Source organism: Nonlabens arenilitoris, assembly GCF_002954765.1.
GTDB classification, from domain to species: Bacteria; Bacteroidota; Bacteroidia; order Flavobacteriales; family Flavobacteriaceae; genus Nonlabens; species Nonlabens arenilitoris.
In genome coordinates this window covers 2,556,921-2,574,026 of sequence record NZ_MTPW01000001.1, presented here as the reverse complement: position 1 = coordinate 2,574,026, position 17,106 = coordinate 2,556,921, and the positions used below count along the sequence as shown (strand labels likewise).

Sequence of the window (17,106 nt, the reverse complement as noted above, 5' to 3'; positions counted from 1 at the left end):
CTGTTTTACTTTATGAAAGAGGTTATGATATCATAACCTCTTTTTTATTTAAAATACGCTTTCGCGAAAGCGGACTCTTAACAACCTAACCATATGCAAGAAGAATATTCAATATTTAGAAGATTTCCAACTTTAGAACTAGCACTAGAAATAAAAGAATTATTAGAAAACAATAATATAGATGTCGTTCTCGATGATAATGTACCGCCAGTAGACGTCACATTTTCAGGCAGTACCCTACAACATAAAATAGAATTGCGTATCAATGAAGCCGATTTTAACAAGGCTGAAGATATTCTAGAACAACATTCAAACGCTGTGCTCGATGAAATTGAGAAAGACTATTATCTCTTTGACTTTACGGATGAAGAACTGTATGATGTACTATTAAAATCTGATGAATGGAGCAGTCTAGATTACACACTAGCTCAAAAGTTATTGAAAGAACGTGGGAAATCTATAGACAAAGAGTTGCTCATTTCTTTAAAAAAACAACGATTAGAAGAACTAGCAAAACCCGATGATAATCAACAGGCATGGATTATTGCCGGTTATATTTTTTCTATCCTAGGTGGCTTTTTAGGTTTAATCATCGGTTATTTTTTATGGACATCAAAGAAGACTTTGCCCAATGGTCAAAAAGTTGATTCCTACTCATTAAAAGATAAAAAACACGGTAAGAGAATCTTCTATATAGGTGTCATTATAGCTCCCATAGTTCTTATCATGAAAATGTTGAGTTATTTCTAAATCACTTTTAAGGAAATTTTAAAATTTCTCAACAAATCAGGATGTAAGTTGCCGTTTCCTTTTACAACTACATGGTTGTAAAAATCAAATGACGATAGGATGAAACAAGTACATCACATAGAAGACCAAATTGCTGATTTAAGAAATCAATTGCAACAACATCAACTATACAATAATTTATCTAGTATGGATGATGTAAAAATGTTTATGGAGAACCATGTGTATGCAGTATGGGATTTTATGTCACTTTTAAAATCTTTACAAATTCAATTAACTAATGTTTCCACTCCATGGATACCTGTAAAAAACCCTACTCTAGCCCGTTTTATCAATGAGATAGTACATGGTGAAGAAAGTGATATTAATGAAATAGGCGAGCCTAAAAGTCATTTTGAAATGTATCTAGATGCGATGTATCAAGTCGGTGCAGATACTCATCAAATTCAAGATTTTATAAATTCAATTCAATCTGGAGAGACTGTAGGATCGGCATTAAGAAAACTTGAAATTAATGATGGTGTTATTGATTTTGTGAAATTCACCTTTGACATCATTGAGACCGATAAAGCACATTTAATAGCGTCTGCTTTCACCTTTGGCAGAGAAGATGTAATACCTGATATATTTATAGAGATTCTTAAAACTGCCGATGCTAAGAATAATAAATTTAATAAACTACGCTATTACCTAGAACGACATATAGAATTAGATGGAGATGAGCATGGTCCTTTATCATTACAGATGATAGAGGAATTATGTGGTACAGATCAAGTAAAGTGGGATGAAGTCTTAACCGTTGCAAAATTAGCGCTCGAAAAAAGGATTGCCTTATGGGATACTATCAATAATCAGATTACTGAAGATAAAATGCAAGTATCATATAACCACTAAAAGCTTTTCCCTAGTTCAGATCTCCATCTTAAAATAATGGGACGACTTTGAAAAGGATTTACTTTTTTTAAGTTAGCATTTACATTAAAATCAATGATGTTACCGCTTTCATCTATCTTGATAATGGTAGGCACATAACCTATACTTAGATTTTCTAAAAGATTTCTAGCTTCTCTGGGACTGGTACTTAAATGGGATCCTACAATTTGAGAATTTAAAAAAACATCTTTAAAAACTGCCTTAACTCGATCAGTCCCTAGACCGATAGTAATAAAACGCGCATCTTCATCTCGATGTTGTAAATAAAATTGATTCCACTTTAGAAAGTTGTTATCAATATACTCATCTTCTGGCGCATATATTAGTATATATGCTGGCTTACCTTTAGCCTTTTCTAGCTCAATAGGTTTATCATAAAAATCAGTCGTTTCAGGAAAAGGAAAGAAATCTCCCTGCGTTAACCTATTCCGTTTATTATAGATATCCTTTACAGATCGGTAATGAGAAGGTGAATTAGAAAATCTATTGACTAATCGCATGTAATCCTCGCTACGAGAATTTCTTTTATAAATCTGATCAGCCCAAATAGGTATTAAACTAAATTTAAGAATTCTTGAATCAATATCTTTTACTGCATCTTTCATACTATCATAATCCTGCAGCGTATTAATTTTCAGATAATGGTAAGCCAGACTTAATTTTAAATAATCTCTATAATTAAAATGATCTTCTTGATTGTCATAATCCATTTCAGGAAAATCAGTTATGTCTAGTGATGTAAAATCTAAGTCTTCATTACGTAGTACATCATGAAAAACGTAGTGGTAATTGATATAATACTGCCAATATTTTTTTTCATCCTTTATAAAAGAATCTGTAAGCCCTAAGGATCCAGCTATGGATAGCATACTGTCCTTCTTTTGTTCTAATAACAACTTTGCCTGTTCTCTATCTGACTTTTGATAAGAAGCATCTGTTTCTAATTCTTGTAATAATCGAACTCTATCTAATATATAATTGTTTTTAATAGCTCCTACCTCACCAGCATAATAGAAACTATACTCATCAAAATCCTGACCTAATACAATAGTAAAAGTATCTTCCTCTTCTAAATGTAACTGTACTTTATGATTCAACCAGTTTAAATACTGAAAGCCGTTATAAGGTAAATAGCCATTTTCCATAGCTTCTAGAGAGGTACCATAATCTAATCCTGGTTGCCCTACCCAGACAAATTCGTTAACAGTAAGTGTATCTGTATACTCAAAGGTTAAGTTTACAGGAACTTTCTTTTGAGATTGAGCTACTAAAAAGCAAAAACATGTAAAAAGCAGTATGAGATATCTCATTATTTAAGATTTTTTAAAATAAAATCAATGGTTGGATCAATGACAGGCTCTAATTGCAGGGATAGTGATTTATATTTTGACGGTATGGCTAGTCCTTGATTCAACAATTCATTAACTACTGGAGCATACTCTAGTGAGCATTTCCCCATCATCAAATGATCTAGTGAGTTTCCAGCTTTGTACAGATCATATATTTTCTTAAGACCAGATAAGTACAAGGCGTCTTTAGTAAAACCTCCACCACGGTGCACACGCAAGGTGATATTAAAAGCTTTTTCTTTTTTTAACTTATACTGATTATGTATAAGATCAAAAGTATCTGCAAAGGAGTAGCCTTTTGTAAGAGAGTCTACCGCTATAACTCTATAAGCTAGTTCATGTAAGCGAGTCATGGTCAGATTACCGCTTAAATATTCAGACATAACCGCAAGCCCTTCTTGAGTCTCTACATTATTAGGAAAGCCGTTACTAAAAACCTTTAAAGGTTGTTCTAACGCATTGAAAGTAGTGACTAGATGGACACCTATTTCATGATGGCCTAGTAATTCTAGCTCATGTCTCGAGAACTTTTGATTCTTTTTGAGATATAAACATTGTTCATTATTAGAAACCATCGCTGCAGCACTCATGGCAGAACTGGTTTTTATAGAAAAATCAAAACCATATTGATTTCTGAAGTTTTTAAAATATTCTATGGCGTCTTCTGTAGATAACGTTTTTTCAAATAAAGCCTTTTCAGAAACAGGTACCTGATGATGCAAGATAAACTTTGCATTATCTACCATCCTTTCTGTAGGCGTTCCAAAGAATCTTAGACTATTAAAGTAAAATTTGTTTCCTGGCTCTTTAATCGTCTCAATACATTGTACAAGACCACTATATGTGTATATAATATCTTTATAAAGACTTTGAATTAACTCATCTTCTACACGTTCTAATCGTTGAGAGAAAAATAGTCTATGAAGTTTATAAGGTTTAAATTTTACCTTACGATACTTAAAATCAGGTTGGTAATTGAATTTTTCTTTAAAGAAGTTTTTGCGTTCTTGTGCGATATTTAATGGATTGATGTAGGCCAGCAACTCAATTTTACTTACTAGTCTATGAACGTTTGCATCTATATCATAAATAGCTGCGTGATTAAGTTTTTCTCCCTTAAACAATACGTTCGTGTCTTTCATAAAATCTGTGTGCATGCGCTTGTATATAATACTTAAATTGATCTTTTATCGCGTGAACAATATCTGGATAAATGACTCCAGTTTCTTCATCACAATATACTTTAGAAATCTCTGTTGCCAGTACTAAAGTATTTAAGGAGTTAGATGTGACATATTTTAAAAAGTAGCCATTACCTTGAAATACATCGTTAATCCCGCAGTTGATTTCTTGTTCTATAGGCAATTCAATTTTATCTAGTATTTCCTTCCACTGTTGTATGTCATGTACAAATCGGTCTTGATCTATATTTTTAGTTCCTAGATTAAATACGGGTACTTTACGATCCCATCTTTTCCAATTATAAGAATGTATATCATAGAATACCGTCGACCCAAACATTTCTTCTAGCTTTACTATCAAAGACAGTACCACTCTATAAAAATTATTATGCTTTAAAATGGCTTGATCTTTCTGCTTTCGCGAAAGCGGTTTTTTCCATAGCTCTTTTCCCCAAGCAGTTTCATAGATAGCTTCAAGTGGATCTCTATTTAAATCGTATTCAAACCTAGAATCATGTGCTATAAGAGTAATAGGTAATCCCGAAATCATCTCACCAGTACAAGGATCTTCCTCATACCAGCGGTCATACTGTGTATGCATACAGTTGTCCCACAATTGTTTCTGAAAGTGATGGCCATCGTGTACCGCTGCACAAACAAAGGGTACATATTTATCTATTTTAATTGAAAAAGAATAATCGGTAGCCACAGCATGAAATCGCTCTTCACGCTCGATTTTCATCAGCATTTCAGTGATACTTAATTTAAGCATTGCGTATGGAGCTTTTTAATTTATCTCTTCTCTCTGAAGCTAGTATTTTTTCACCTACAACTTCTTCAAAAAAGTCGACAACTTTACATTGTAATTTTACTTTAGATACCTTGTTTATGTAAGTAATACCGCCTGGCGACATTACGTTTACCTCTACTAACATTCCATTAATAACATCGATGCCTACAAAATATAGTCCATCTTTAACAAGTTTAGGACCTATCTTATGACATAGGTTTTTTTCTGCTTTAGTTAATTGGTGACGTTGAAAGGTACCACCAGCACTAATGTTAGAACGATGATCTTCATCTCCAGGAACTCGTTTCACAGCTCCTATGGGCTTACCATTAAGCAATAAGATACGAGTATCGCCTTGATCTGCTCCTTCTATATAATCTTGTAGTATGACATAATTAGTAGTACCGTCTTTATTATCGATATAAAAATCTAGCAATGAGTTAACATTATGCATCGCGTTTTTCTCAATCATAATAACACCACTACCTCCAAAACCATTTAATGGTTTCATGATCATGCGATCCTTTGGATTATCTTTAATGACACTTTTTAGATATTCTTTGTTTTTTGAAACATGCGTTGCGGGAATTATCTCGTTATTAGGATCTTCAAAACAAGCGGTATATAGTTTATTATTTGCTTCTCGCAATCCTTCAATATCATTAACTATAAATACATCATCTTTTACAGAATCTAAAAAATTTAAAGCTATAGGGTCTAATGGTGGATTTGCTCTCATCATAATAATGTCAAATCCTGCTAGTGGCAACATCTTTTCTTTAAGCTCTACTTGCTTGTAAAAAGATTTGAACTGTGCTGGCACCTTTTCCATCTTTTTAATTACACTAGAAAAGGCATATGCTATACTATCTCTTATTGTAAGGTTTGCAGGTGTGGCAACGGCTACTTTATGGCCACGCTTTACACATTCATGAATTATTGCTAGTGTAGAATCGTGTTCTGGTTGTATCTCGTCCCACGGATACATGATGAAACAAATATTCATGTTTTCAAATTTAGTTGGTAGTGCTTAAAACTAAGAAGAAAATCTGATAGTAACCAGTGTAGTATTATAATAATAAGGCTTTTTTAACAGCAACTTTAAGAGGCTAAAAAAGTTTTTCTTAATTACCAGTAACTATAATATTGTCAATATAGAAAAATTCATCTCCAGACCAGTTTTGAAACCTAACTTTTATGACTAAAGTAGAGCCGGTTAATCCTGTTTGAGTTACTGTATCATCTGGAAAATAAGGAGCGCTTCCTGCTCCACCACTTACATAATAAGGTATCAAGGTATGGTGTGTTGTACCATTACCATTAAAATCTGTAATGGTTACAAATGCACCACCATCTATAGAATATGACACATCCATGTAGTCATTTACAGAATTGGTATCATCTGTGTTGTGTAGTGATGGGTTATATTCTACCGGTCCTGTACTACTTAAATCTATACTAAACGATATATTACTATAACCAGTAATGTTAATAGATTGGGTATCTAGCTCAATAGGTCCATTAGTATCGTTAATTTCTAACATACCTGATTGTGTTTCTACATAATCTGATGATGCTAGACTTCCATAAATATCGTTTAAAGTCCATTTTGAAACCGAAGCCGGATAATCTCCTGAATTACCAGATCCATTAATCCCAGTACCTGATGTGTAACTTTCAAAATCCTCAGTATATAAAATAATAGGATCTAAAGTTAGACAGTTTATTTTTTGCCATACATCTTGTTGTCCATCATAAATCTCGAGACATCTAACGCCACTGGCATAAGACACAAAAACAATGATTCCTTCAGATTGAGGTGTGGTGATAATTTGACCTCTTTGAGATTCTGTCACAAGAGGTATTGATAGACCACCAAATCCTACTGTATTTTGACCATAAATATCTAAAGCAGATGCAGCGTTAGGTAAATCAGTATTAATACCAACTTGTGCAGCAGATATATTTGTTAGTATAAGAAGGAGTAGAAGAAATTTCATTATTGATAAAGTCTAAAATTATCAAATGCAGCGAGATCACTTCCTCCATCGAAACGACCGTACATTACAACACCAAATGTTGTAACTGTATTAGGAATATTTATAGTGATAGTTCCATTAAGGTCTGTATCACAACCTGCACAAATATTTTGCTGTCCTTGCCCTACACCATCATAATAAAGTTCATAACCATATCGATCACTAGCAGCATTTAAATCTTGTGATTCATAATCAAATGTAAATATAACATTAGTACCTCCTGAAATATCTACATCATCAAAAGTCAATGTATGAAGAAAGTTCCCTCCTCCATTTGAATTATTTAAATCCCTCATACCCCAAAAGTTTCCATTCAACGTAGAAATAGAGGTCATAGAGTTAACTATATTCCACACATCATCGCTCACATTATAGGCGCTTGGAGAAAGAGTGTAATTCCAATTAACGCTAGAATCAAAATCTTGATTCATCTCTGTAAACAATGGCACTTCATCATCCACTATGTTGAATGTAGTAGATGCATTTGCTCCTATAATGGTGCTTATTCCACCAGATACATTTTGTAAATCAAGTACAATCGTTTCATCTCCTTCAGAAATGAGATCATTAGTAATAAAGAAATCTATTTGTTGTGAAGCACTGGTATTAGCAGGAAATGTTACTGTGATAGGAAAAGTTAGTGCTGTTCCTATGGCATCCGTGTCATAATCAACTCCATTTGTTGCTGTAGATGATGCGTTAAGAGCTACCTCAACCGTGGTAGCTGTTATAGTAGAAGGATTAATGATATTGATATCAATAGAACCGACTAATCCGTTTTCAACTTCTGAATAGGTGATAGAATCAAAGGCAATTTCAGTAGCGCTATCATCATCTATAAAAGTAACTGAATGCGAACCTACCGCACCTATAATTGGGTTAATTCCACCACTAGGGTTTTGTAAATCTAACTGTAATATTTCATCTACAGCATTATTATCATCTGCATAAGCGTATACAACAAAACTAGCAGTTGTCGCACCTGCAGGAATTGTCATCGTGAATGGAAAAGCCGTTACCGCTACACTATTATTATCATCGATATCATAATCTGTACCTAAAACACCGGCGGTGCTTGCAGCATTTAAATTGACCTCAACCGTTGTCGCAACAGTTGGACTAGGATTGAGAACATTAATATTGATTGTGCTAAAATCATTTTCTGGGATAGTACTAGAAGCGACGGCAAACTCGATTTCTGTCTGTTTGAATTTTATTTCTCTATAAGGACTTAAAACCTCAATACCTGGACTAGCTCCAGTACTGGCTCTAGGTGTTACACCTACAGCAACATAAAAATTACCGTCTGCGGTAGTGGTTAAATAAGTAGCTGCGGTTGCTCCTGAAATAGCAATAACATTAGTTCCACTTGCATCATCTGCACGATACCATTGATAAGAAGTTCCAGATTCTGTATCATTTTCACCATCTGTATAAGTGTAACTAGCTGATAAATTTTCATCTACTTCTAAAATTCCAGTATAATCTACGAGAGATGCCTCTGGCAATTCATTCATACAATACCAATCCATCCATTGACTACGTGTGCCATCATAAATCTGCAAACAACGATTGTTTCCATCGCTTAGGTAAATCATTAAACCATCGGGGATGGGTGCTGTTATTGTTGCTCTTTGTGCTAATGTAAGTGTCGGTAATTTTAATCCACCGTAAACTCCTGGGCTGATTTCAGAACGCACATCCAATATTGCCGCTGGATCAGGTGTTTCAGTACCAATACCTACCTGAGCATAGGCGTAATTAAATGCAAATAAGCACAATAGAATTATACGTAAAACTTTCATAAATAGGTGCTTTAGTATTTTAAAAGTACCTAATTCGTTTCAGTTCATTGTTATTTAGTCTTTAACAAATCGGTGAAATACCTAATTTTTTATTAACATAACGTTAAGAAGTTACATCTTCTAGGTTATCATCCCAATTCTCTACATGAGGCTTACCAAATTTACCAAGAGATTTTGCAACAATAGATGCTACTGTTGCATCTCCTGTCACGTTAACTGTAGTTCGCAACATATCTAAAGGTCTATCTACCGCAAAAATTAAGGCAAGAGCTACTGGCAATAATTCACTAGGAAAATCAATAGACTCCAGTACAATCACGAGCATTACCATTCCTGCTCCTGGTACGGCAGCACTTCCTATAGAAGCAAGTAATGCGGTTAAAATAATGGTCAACTGTGCGCTGAAGGTTAAATCAATATCTAACGCTTGACAAACAAACACTGCGGCTACAGCTTGATATAAACTGGTTCCATCCATATTTATTGTTGCACCTACCGGTAATACAAAACTAGACACTTCTTTCTCTACACCCATATGCTCTTCAACTCTTTCCATAGTAACTGGTAATGTAGCAGCACTAGAACTAGTAGAAAAAGCTAATAATTGAGCAGGAGCAATTTTTTGTAAAAACCAGAACGGAGATTTCTTTACGTACAATGCAAATATCAAACAGTAAATAACAATCATAATAAGCAATCCAGCTACCACTGTTAGTGCATAAAATAAAAGTGCTAGTAATACCTCTGGATCATCTGCACTTACAACCACATTTGCTAATAGAGCAAACACAGCAAACGGAGCAAAAAGCATGATCAAGTCTACCATTTTTAAGACAACATCATTTAAACTATCAAAGAAGTTCTTCATAGGTTCTGCTTTTTTCTCACCTATTAATAACATAGATATACCTAAGAAAATCGCAAAGAAGATCACCTGTAGCATTAAACTATTATTAGACATTGCAGCGACCGCATTACTAGGCACCATGTCCACTAGCGCTTGTAATGGTCCAGCGTCTTTGGTTTGTGCAGCGGTAGCCAGTTTACCAGCTATATTAGAATTACCTTCATAGGTAGAGCTCAGTTTTGCAATAGTTTCTTTAGAAATACCATCTCCAGGTGCAAATAGATTTACTAAACCTAGACCTACAGTAATTGCAATTATAGTCGTACATATATAAATAACAATCGTACGCAATCCCATATTGCGGAATTTTGCAATATCTTTTAAATCAGAGATACCTTTGATTAATGATGCTAGAATTAATGGTACCGCAATTAGTTTCAACAAATTGACAAATATGGTCCCAAAAGGATTGACCCAATCACCTACAAATTCTTTTCCCCAATCTACTTGAGTCATGATAAACCCAAAAACGATTCCGAGAACCATTCCTATTAAAATTTGCCAGTGTAGTGCTAGTTTCTTCATGTATACTTTTAATTCTGTTCGAATATAATATTTTATAATCTTGTAGTTCGTGCTCTTAAAAAATGGTCTGCTAGAACTAGTGCCGCCATAGCCTCAACAATAGGCACCGCTCTAGGTACTACACAAGGATCGTGTCTACCTTTACCTTGCATCATCACTTTTTCACCAGCACTATTAATTGTTTCTTGATTTTGAATTAAAGTGGCTACTGGTTTAAAGGCTACCCTAAAATAAATATCCATCCCGTTAGAGATTCCACCTTGTATTCCACCACTTAAATTAGTTTTAGTGGTTCCATCTTCATTATAAAGATCATTGTGTTCACTTCCTTTCATTTTAGCGCCACAAAATCCACTACCATATTCAAATCCTTTTACGGCATTAATGGACAACATCGCTTTGGCTAAGTCTGCATGGAGTTTGTCAAATACAGGTTCTCCTAGACCGCTAGGTACATTTTGTATCACACAAGTAATCGTCCCGCCTATGGTATCTCCTGCCTTTCTTACTTGCATTATTTTTTCTTCAAACGCTTTCGCGAAAGCGGAATCTGGACATCTTACTGCATTATTTTCAATCTCATTAAAGTCAAGATCTTGATAAGGTTTATCGATAAACAAATCGCCGACACTACTAGTAAAAGCATTAATTTTAAAAGAGTTCAATAACTGTTTTGCTATGGCGCCAGCCACTACTCTACTTGCTGTTTCTCGAGCACTGCTGCGTCCACCACCACGATAATCGCGCACACCGTATTTATCATCATACACTTTGTCTGCATGACTAGGTCTGTAAGTATCTTTAATATGTGAGTAATCTTTAGATTTTTGATTCTCATTGACAATTTGGAATCCTATAGGCGTACCGGTAGTCACACCTTCAAAGATACCAGACATAAATTGTACGGTATCAGACTCTTTGCGTTGAGTTACGATTTTACTTTGTCCTGGTCTACGTCTATCCAGATCTCGTTGAATAGCTTCCATATCTAGCTTTAAACCAGCTGGACAACCATCTATTATTCCACCTATTGCTATACCGTGTGACTCACCAAATGTGGTGAGCTTAAAAATTGTACCAAATGTATTTCCTGCCATATGCACAAATATAGTCAGACATATTCATAACTTTGGACACAAATTCATACAATGAAAAAATCTATACTATTAACCATTACTGTATTATTAACAATGGCGTGTGGTTCTCAAAAAACTACAATGAATAATGATAGAAATAAATCAGATTATCAAGAATATCGCGATCGATTTCAAAATGCCAAAGAATTAATAGGTAGAGAACAGTATTCTAGCGCCATATTAAATATAGATCACATGACGGCTTTACAGCTTAATAATGGAGATTATACTCCACAACGTTACAAAGCAATGATACTACAGGTTACAGGCAAAAAAGATGAGGCTAACATTATTTATCAAAGCATCATTAATGCTACCGATGTAAGTAATAGTGAAAAGAAAAAAGCGCAACAATTAATGTTGATTAATAATGAAGCAAAAGCACCATTAACGACAGAAATAGAACGCTTAAAAGACACTACTGAGTTTAAAAATGCAATTAAAGTTATTGAAGTTCCACCGATGTATCCTGGTTGTGAAACTTTACCACAAGAAACATGGAACAACTGCATGTCTCGCGGTGTTGCAAAACATATCGTACGTACTATAGATGTAGATATCGCCCAGGTGACTTCTAATACAGGATTTATAAGATCGTATATTAATTATGAAATTGACACAACAGGACATATTAGTAATATTAAAGCTACTGGTAAAAATAAGTTCTTAAATCTAGAAGCTCATCGTGTTATGGCGCAATTACCACAGGTCACACCTGGATATACAAATGGAGAAAAAGTAGTCGTATCTTATACTATACCTATACGTTTTACTGTAGATTAATAAATTAAATAGTTTTTCAACGATTAATTAAGTCTGTTCGTCTTAATCATATTTGCTTAAAGTTGAATCTCTAGTAAAGCCTTTAAAAATTGATATCTTTATCCCATAAATAAATAACATGAAAAAAATTATATTCTTTATAGCTGTATTGTCAAGTGTAACTCTTACAGCTCAAGTTCAAGCGGCTAAAGATGTATCTTATGCAGTAATTGAAAAAGCACCTACTTATCCTGGTTGCGATAATGGTGACAAAGAATGTTTCCAAGCTAAATTACAAGAAGAAATCACTAAGAATTTTAACAGTAAAATTACTTCTAGTTTATCCAGTAAACAACAAGTCATTGTTCAATTTACAATCACTACAGATGGTGATTTTACAGATGTAAAAGTTAAAGCTCTTAATAATGATATTAAAGAAGAAGTCATAAGGATTTTTTCTTTATTACCTAAAGTGACTCCAGGAACTATGAAAGGTGAATCTAAGGCAGTTACATATACATTACCTCTTATTGTAGAGCCTGCAAAAAAGAAAATATCTAATTCACTTGTAGCTCCTTCTCAACCACAAAATAATTAAAAGATGTTTAAGAAGATTGCTTTAATTTGTATTGCTAGTGTTGCCGTCATTTCTTGTACAGAAAGTGATGATACTGGACGTAGCAATGATAACTTTAGTTATTTACCACTAGCAACCAATAATACATGGACTTATGATGTTGCTACTGGAACTGATAGTTCTAGTGATGAACTGACGGTAAGTTCTGTTTCAGGTTCTAATTACACACTAACTGCAAATCCTGCAGTTCCTGCTGGATTAATGACAGGCGTACTTTCTAGTGGTGAGTTAACCGCTGCAAATGGGCAATTAATCGGTAACGGAACTATCGGTTTTGATTTTCAAGGTGTTGGTGATTTCTCTATTGATATCGTAGACGGTATATTATATGATCAAAACGCTAATAATAATGAAGAGCTTTACACAACTTCTGGTACGTTTACAGAAACCGTAGATGGTTATGACCTAGACATTAACTATGTTGTTTCTACTAAACAATTAGCAGATCAATCGAGTATAACAGTTCCGGCTGGAACGTTTACGGACTTATTGCACTCACAACTTATCATTAATGTAAGTATTAGTACAGACATTGCTATAGGTCCTATTTCACAGACGATTACCTTATTAGACGCACAAGATGTAATAGTAGTAGATAATTACTGGGCACAAGATGTAGGACTAGTAAAGTCTGATAATCAATTAGACTATATGCTTGAAGACTTTTCTTCATTAGGCGTTAATCTACCTGTACCACAAAGTGCAAGTGTACTAACCACTCAAGACTTAACTATTTACACTGTAAATTAAAAAGAGTATTTAAAACTAGAAAAGTCCTTTTCATATTCTGAAAAGGACTTTTTTTATGCTTTAACAATAGTCTTTATTATACAAGTTTGTACTCTGGATAAGTTTCTTCTAGGTACTGCTCTGCCTTTTTAGGAATTTCAAATTGTATGATATAGCTAGTCATGAACAATAAAACAAAAACAAAACTGAAGACCGCAATAAATACAGGACTCTTTTCTACAAAATCGATACCACTAGAGTTCAAAATATTGATTCCTTGTATAGGAACAAAAAACAACCACAATCCACTACCATACTGACGTATAATCTCTTCAAACATCCATTTCTTTTCACCACTATTCTTTTTGGCCTTATTTATTTTAACATGAATTATGGCATCTACAACATAAGCGATCAAGGATAATGCAAGTAGAATGGTTAATACAGATCTGTTTACAATAGCCAGTTCTATAAGGTAGTATAACCCAACGGTCAAACTTATAAGTAGAATGATTTTGGGCAACTTAAAATACTCCTTTAAATGTTTCCAAATCAACTTAGAATATTTTTTGGATAGCACTTTTTGTCGTTCTTCGACGACTTCCATAAACCCGAACACACCAAATTTCTTAAACTCTATTTGCAGCGCGTCTTCAAAGGATAAATGAGGTTTTAATTCCCATTGATCTTCGATTGCATTTGCAAGATGATCCACAAGCTCTGTTTGTAAATCATAATACTCAACATAGTGTTTTCTAGTAAAAGCATATAAGTCTTCTATTTGAGAGTCGTTTAATTTCATTCAAAACTTAGTTTAGGATTAATAATACGTTGCATGTTTGCTAGAAACTCATCTAGTTCTGCAAGCCTGTTAACGGTCTCTTCTTTTCCTACTGGTGTGATATCATAATACTTGCGTACTCGATTATCTACTTTCTTTGCAGTAACGGTAAGATGTCCTGCCGCTTCCATTTTATGTAATGATGGATACAGCGCTCCTTCTTTAATTTCTAAATCACCTTGCGTTAATTCTTTAACTCGTTGAGTGATTTCATAACCGTACATTTCTCCATTTTCCTCGAGTAACTTGAGAATTATGGTGGTGAGACTTCCTCGATACAATTGTGATGTAGACATACCTAAAGTTCTTATGTAAATATACATAAGATTCTTAAGTAAACAAATAAATCTGTGATTTTACGCTTCCGCGAAAGCGTCATAAGGATTCTAAACGATTCTCACCAGTCCATCTTCATCAATAACGTCTAGCGTTACTGTTTGAAGTTCATTCACTAATTCTGGATTCCAGTAAGTTTTTACCTTTACGTAGTTTTCTGTAAACCCTTGAATAAATCCTTCTTTATTCTCTGCTTCCCAAAGTACTGTTTTGGTCTTACCCAACTGGCTTTCATAAAACGCACGACGTTTCTTTACAGATAGTCCACGCAACATCTTTGAACGCTTTGCACGTACTTTTTTAGGTACTACACCTTCCATAGTAGCAGCTTCAGTGTTATCACGTTCAGAATAGGTGAAAACATGTAAATAAGAAATATTCAAATTACTTAAGAAGTTATAGGTATCTAGAAAATGATCATCAGTCTCGCCAGGAAAACCTACAATCACGTCCACACCTATACAGCAATCTGGCATGACTTCTTTAATTTTAGTCACTCGATCTACATAAAGTTCGCGATTATAACGACGTTTCATTTTACCCAACAACTCGTTATTACCAGCTTGAAGCGGTATGTGAAAGTGTGGTACAAAAGCATTTGCTCCAGACACAAATTCTATGGTTTCGTTCTTTAAAAGATTAGGTTCTATAGAAGAAATACGCAAGCGCTCGATTCCGTTGACTGTGTCAAGTGCGTGAACCAGATCAAGAAAAGTGTGCTCATGTCGTTTATTACCAAACTCACCTTTTCCATAATCTCCTATATTCACTCCAGTAAGCACGATTTCTTTAATTCCTTGCTCAGATATCAATCGAGCATTTTCCATCACGTTTTCTAGTGTGTCACTTCTTGAAATACCTCTCGCTAATGGAATAGTACAATAAGTACATTTATAATCACAACCATCTTGTACTTTTAAAAAAGCACGAGTACGATCGCCTATGGAATAAGATCCTACATAAAAGTCTGCCTCATCAATCTCACAAGAATGAATCTGCGTAGGCTCTTCTTTACTTAATTGATTAAGATAATCTGTAATTTTAAATTTTTCTGTAGCACCTAGTACCAAATCTACACCATCAACAGCGGCTAATTCCTCAGGCTTTAATTGAGCATAGCAGCCTACAGCGATTGTAAAGGCATCTTGATTAAGTTGTTGTGCCTTTTTTACGATAGACTTAAAACGTTTATCAGCATTTTCAGTTACACTACAAGTATTAATAACATAAATATCTGCACGTTTTTCAAAATCAACGCGCTCAAATCCTTCTTGCTCAAAATTGCGAGCAATTGTACTAGTTTCACTAAAGTTGAGTTTACAACCTAGTGTATAAAAAGCAACAGATTTTGTAGCGATTTCTGTAGACATAGAGGTAATTAAATAGGCCGGCAAAGATAAGAAGTATTCGTTAGGTATCTGTTAATACTCTTAGCCTTATTGAGTTGTTGCGATAAATTAATTTTTAAAAGCTAACTTTCATTTAATCTTAGGTTAATACAGAATCGCTAAGGATATAATTACTTTGAATAAACAGAGTAGCTTTGAAAAAAAGACCCGTTAATATAGTTGTTATATCAGATGTCCACCTAGGCACTTATGGTTGCCATGCGAGAGAACTTAACACCTATTTAAAATCCATTAGACCAGACCAACTCATACTTAATGGTGATATCATTGACATCTGGCAGTTTAGAAAAAGATATTTCCCGCAGTCGCATTTAAAGGTTTTAAAAACCATTATAAACATGGCCAGTAAAGGAACTGAAGTTACCTATATAACAGGTAATCATGACGAGATGTTGCGCAAATTCTCGCCTACCATTTTAGGGAATATTACCTTAGTAGATAAATTAGTACTAGAATTGAATCATCAAAAAGTATGGATTTTTCATGGTGATGTTTTTGACGCATCCATTCAACACAGTAAATGGCTCGCAAAATTAGGTGGTTGGGCTATGACCTACTGATTTTAATCAATCAAATAATCAATTGGTTTTTACTTAAAATGGGCAAAGACAGGTATTCACTGTCTAAAAAGATTAAAAAATCTGTAAAAGGAGCTGTTAAATTCATCACTGATTTTGAAGAAACAGCTACAGATCTAGCTATCGAAAATGGCTATGACACTGTGATATGTGGACACATACATCAACCACAAAAACGAGTCATCACTAATACAAAAGGAAGCACGTTATACCTTAATAGTGGTGATTGGGTAGAAAATTTAACCGCGTTAGAATATCACAATAACCAGTGGAATATCATCACTTGCCAGCCAGAAGAACATTCCAAAAATTCTGAAGAAGAAAGTCTACATATCCCAGACGCCGCATCGCTCATTCATTTAGTAACTCAAAATTGATTAAAAAATAAGAGTTAAAGTATAT

16 protein-coding genes and 1 pseudogene are annotated in these 17,106 nt (G+C 34.3%); 6 read left to right on the top strand and 11 right to left on the bottom strand.

Going from position 1 to position 17,106, the window contains the following annotated elements:
- Positions 1–93 precede the first annotated feature (93 nt).
- Together BST92_RS11460 and BST92_RS11455 are read left to right on the top strand one after the other, a co-directional pair.
- Entirely contained in the window at positions 94–750 is a 657-nt protein-coding gene (locus BST92_RS11460) for a hypothetical protein (protein WP_105071577.1), read from the top strand.
- Between the two features lie 99 nt (positions 751–849).
- Positions 850–1,641 carry a DUF3050 domain-containing protein gene (locus BST92_RS11455; RefSeq protein ID WP_105071576.1) on the top strand — a complete coding sequence of 264 codons (792 nt, stop codon included), beginning with the start codon at positions 850–852 and terminating at the stop codon, positions 1,639–1,641.
- Here the strand turns inward: BST92_RS11455 and BST92_RS11450 are convergent.
- The 8 genes from BST92_RS11450 to aroC form a co-directional block, all read right to left on the bottom strand.
- The gene (locus tag BST92_RS11450) at positions 1,638–2,990 is read right to left on the bottom strand and encodes a hypothetical protein (protein WP_105071575.1); all 1,353 of its coding nucleotides are present in this window, start codon (positions 2,988–2,990) and stop codon (positions 1,638–1,640) included. The two genes, BST92_RS11455 and BST92_RS11450, sit on opposite strands and share 4 nt — an antisense overlap.
- Positions 2,990–4,171: a peptidase MATCAP family protein gene (locus BST92_RS11445; RefSeq protein WP_105072263.1), complete on the bottom strand. Its 1,182-nt coding sequence runs from the start codon at positions 4,169–4,171 to the stop codon at positions 2,990–2,992. The genes BST92_RS11450 and BST92_RS11445 overlap by 1 nt, the downstream gene beginning before the upstream one ends.
- Positions 4,146–4,958, bottom strand: coding sequence for an N-formylglutamate amidohydrolase (locus BST92_RS11440; RefSeq protein WP_245910916.1), 813 nt, complete (start codon positions 4,956–4,958; stop codon positions 4,146–4,148). Before BST92_RS11440 ends, BST92_RS11445 begins: the two co-directional genes overlap by 26 nt.
- 16 nt (positions 4,959–4,974) lie before the next feature.
- Positions 4,975–6,006 (bottom strand): glutathione synthase, encoded by a 1,032-nt coding sequence (gshB, locus tag BST92_RS11435; protein WP_105071573.1) that lies wholly within the window; start codon positions 6,004–6,006, stop codon positions 4,975–4,977.
- Between the two features lie 118 nt (positions 6,007–6,124).
- On the bottom strand, positions 6,125–7,000 hold the full coding sequence (locus BST92_RS11430; protein WP_105071572.1) for a hypothetical protein: 876 nt from the start codon (positions 6,998–7,000) through the stop codon (positions 6,125–6,127).
- Complete coding sequence (locus BST92_RS11425; protein ID WP_105071571.1) at positions 7,000–8,844, bottom strand: Calx-beta domain-containing protein; 1,845 nt, start codon at positions 8,842–8,844, stop codon at positions 7,000–7,002. The genes BST92_RS11430 and BST92_RS11425 overlap by 1 nt, the downstream gene beginning before the upstream one ends.
- 103 nt (positions 8,845–8,947) lie before the next feature.
- Entirely contained in the window at positions 8,948–10,276 is a 1,329-nt protein-coding gene (locus BST92_RS11420) for a dicarboxylate/amino acid:cation symporter (protein WP_105071570.1), read from the bottom strand.
- A gap of 32 nt (positions 10,277–10,308) precedes the next feature.
- Positions 10,309–11,373 carry a chorismate synthase gene (gene aroC, locus BST92_RS11415; protein ID WP_105071569.1) on the bottom strand — a complete coding sequence of 355 codons (1,065 nt, stop codon included), beginning with the start codon at positions 11,371–11,373 and terminating at the stop codon, positions 10,309–10,311.
- Between the two features lie 51 nt (positions 11,374–11,424).
- Here aroC and BST92_RS11410 point away from each other — a divergent pair, with 51 nt between their 5' ends.
- The 3 genes from BST92_RS11410 (at position 11,425) to BST92_RS11400 (ending at position 13,561) form a co-directional block, all read left to right on the top strand.
- Positions 11,425–12,195, top strand: a complete 771-nt coding sequence (locus tag BST92_RS11410; RefSeq protein ID WP_105071568.1) for an energy transducer TonB — start codon at positions 11,425–11,427, stop codon at positions 12,193–12,195.
- 118 nt (positions 12,196–12,313) lie between these two features.
- A complete protein-coding gene (locus tag BST92_RS11405) occupies positions 12,314–12,772 on the top strand; it encodes an energy transducer TonB (RefSeq protein WP_105071567.1) in 459 nt (152 codons plus the stop codon).
- Positions 12,773–12,775: 3 nt separating this feature from the next.
- Entirely contained in the window at positions 12,776–13,561 is a 786-nt protein-coding gene (locus tag BST92_RS11400) for a chorismate synthase (RefSeq protein ID WP_105071566.1), read from the top strand.
- Positions 13,562–13,637: 76 nt separating this feature from the next.
- Here BST92_RS11400 and BST92_RS11395 read toward each other — a convergent pair whose 3' ends face one another.
- The 3 genes from BST92_RS11395 to mtaB all read right to left on the bottom strand — a co-directional run bounded on the left by BST92_RS11395 (position 13,638) and on the right by mtaB (position 16,087).
- Positions 13,638–14,342 (bottom strand): hypothetical protein, encoded by a 705-nt coding sequence (locus tag BST92_RS11395; protein ID WP_105071565.1) that lies wholly within the window; start codon positions 14,340–14,342, stop codon positions 13,638–13,640.
- A complete protein-coding gene (locus BST92_RS11390) occupies positions 14,339–14,677 on the bottom strand; it encodes a PadR family transcriptional regulator (protein ID WP_105072262.1) in 339 nt (112 codons plus the stop codon). The genes BST92_RS11395 and BST92_RS11390 overlap by 4 nt, the downstream gene beginning before the upstream one ends.
- 90 nt (positions 14,678–14,767) lie before the next feature.
- Positions 14,768–16,087 carry a tRNA (N(6)-L-threonylcarbamoyladenosine(37)-C(2))-methylthiotransferase MtaB gene (mtaB, locus tag BST92_RS11385; RefSeq protein ID WP_105071564.1) on the bottom strand — a complete coding sequence of 440 codons (1,320 nt, stop codon included), beginning with the start codon at positions 16,085–16,087 and terminating at the stop codon, positions 14,768–14,770.
- A gap of 173 nt (positions 16,088–16,260) precedes the next feature.
- On the opposite strand from mtaB, the pseudogene BST92_RS11380 reads away from it, so the two are divergent.
- Positions 16,261–17,081 (top strand): annotated as a pseudogene (locus BST92_RS11380) (UDP-2,3-diacylglucosamine diphosphatase).
- The last annotated feature ends 25 nt before the right edge of the window (positions 17,082–17,106 follow it).

Coding starts and splice junctions, on each gene's coding strand:
- aroC (WP_105071569.1), bottom strand. CDS start 11,373: ATGGCAGGAAATACATTTGGTACAATTTTTAAGCTCACCACATTTGGT.
- BST92_RS11420 (WP_105071570.1), bottom strand. CDS start 10,276: ATGAAGAAACTAGCACTACACTGGCAAATTTTAATAGGAATGGTTCTC.
- BST92_RS11440 (WP_245910916.1), bottom strand. CDS start 4,958: ATGCTGATGAAAATCGAGCGTGAAGAGCGATTTCATGCTGTGGCTACC.
- BST92_RS11410 (WP_105071568.1), top strand. CDS start 11,425: ATGAAAAAATCTATACTATTAACCATTACTGTATTATTAACAATGGCG.
- BST92_RS11455 (WP_105071576.1), top strand. CDS start 850: ATGAAACAAGTACATCACATAGAAGACCAAATTGCTGATTTAAGAAAT.
- BST92_RS11400 (WP_105071566.1), top strand. CDS start 12,776: ATGTTTAAGAAGATTGCTTTAATTTGTATTGCTAGTGTTGCCGTCATT.
- mtaB (WP_105071564.1), bottom strand. CDS start 16,087: ATGTCTACAGAAATCGCTACAAAATCTGTTGCTTTTTATACACTAGGT.
- BST92_RS11445 (WP_105072263.1), bottom strand. CDS start 4,171: ATGAAAGACACGAACGTATTGTTTAAGGGAGAAAAACTTAATCACGCA.
- gshB (WP_105071573.1), bottom strand. CDS start 6,006: ATGAATATTTGTTTCATCATGTATCCGTGGGACGAGATACAACCAGAA.
- BST92_RS11390 (WP_105072262.1), bottom strand. CDS start 14,677: ATGTCTACATCACAATTGTATCGAGGAAGTCTCACCACCATAATTCTC.
- BST92_RS11460 (WP_105071577.1), top strand. CDS start 94: ATGCAAGAAGAATATTCAATATTTAGAAGATTTCCAACTTTAGAACTA.
- BST92_RS11450 (WP_105071575.1), bottom strand. CDS start 2,990: ATGAGATATCTCATACTGCTTTTTACATGTTTTTGCTTTTTAGTAGCT.
- BST92_RS11395 (WP_105071565.1), bottom strand. CDS start 14,342: ATGAAATTAAACGACTCTCAAATAGAAGACTTATATGCTTTTACTAGA.
- BST92_RS11425 (WP_105071571.1), bottom strand. CDS start 8,844: ATGAAAGTTTTACGTATAATTCTATTGTGCTTATTTGCATTTAATTAC.
- BST92_RS11405 (WP_105071567.1), top strand. CDS start 12,314: ATGAAAAAAATTATATTCTTTATAGCTGTATTGTCAAGTGTAACTCTT.
- BST92_RS11430 (WP_105071572.1), bottom strand. CDS start 7,000: ATGAAATTTCTTCTACTCCTTCTTATACTAACAAATATATCTGCTGCA.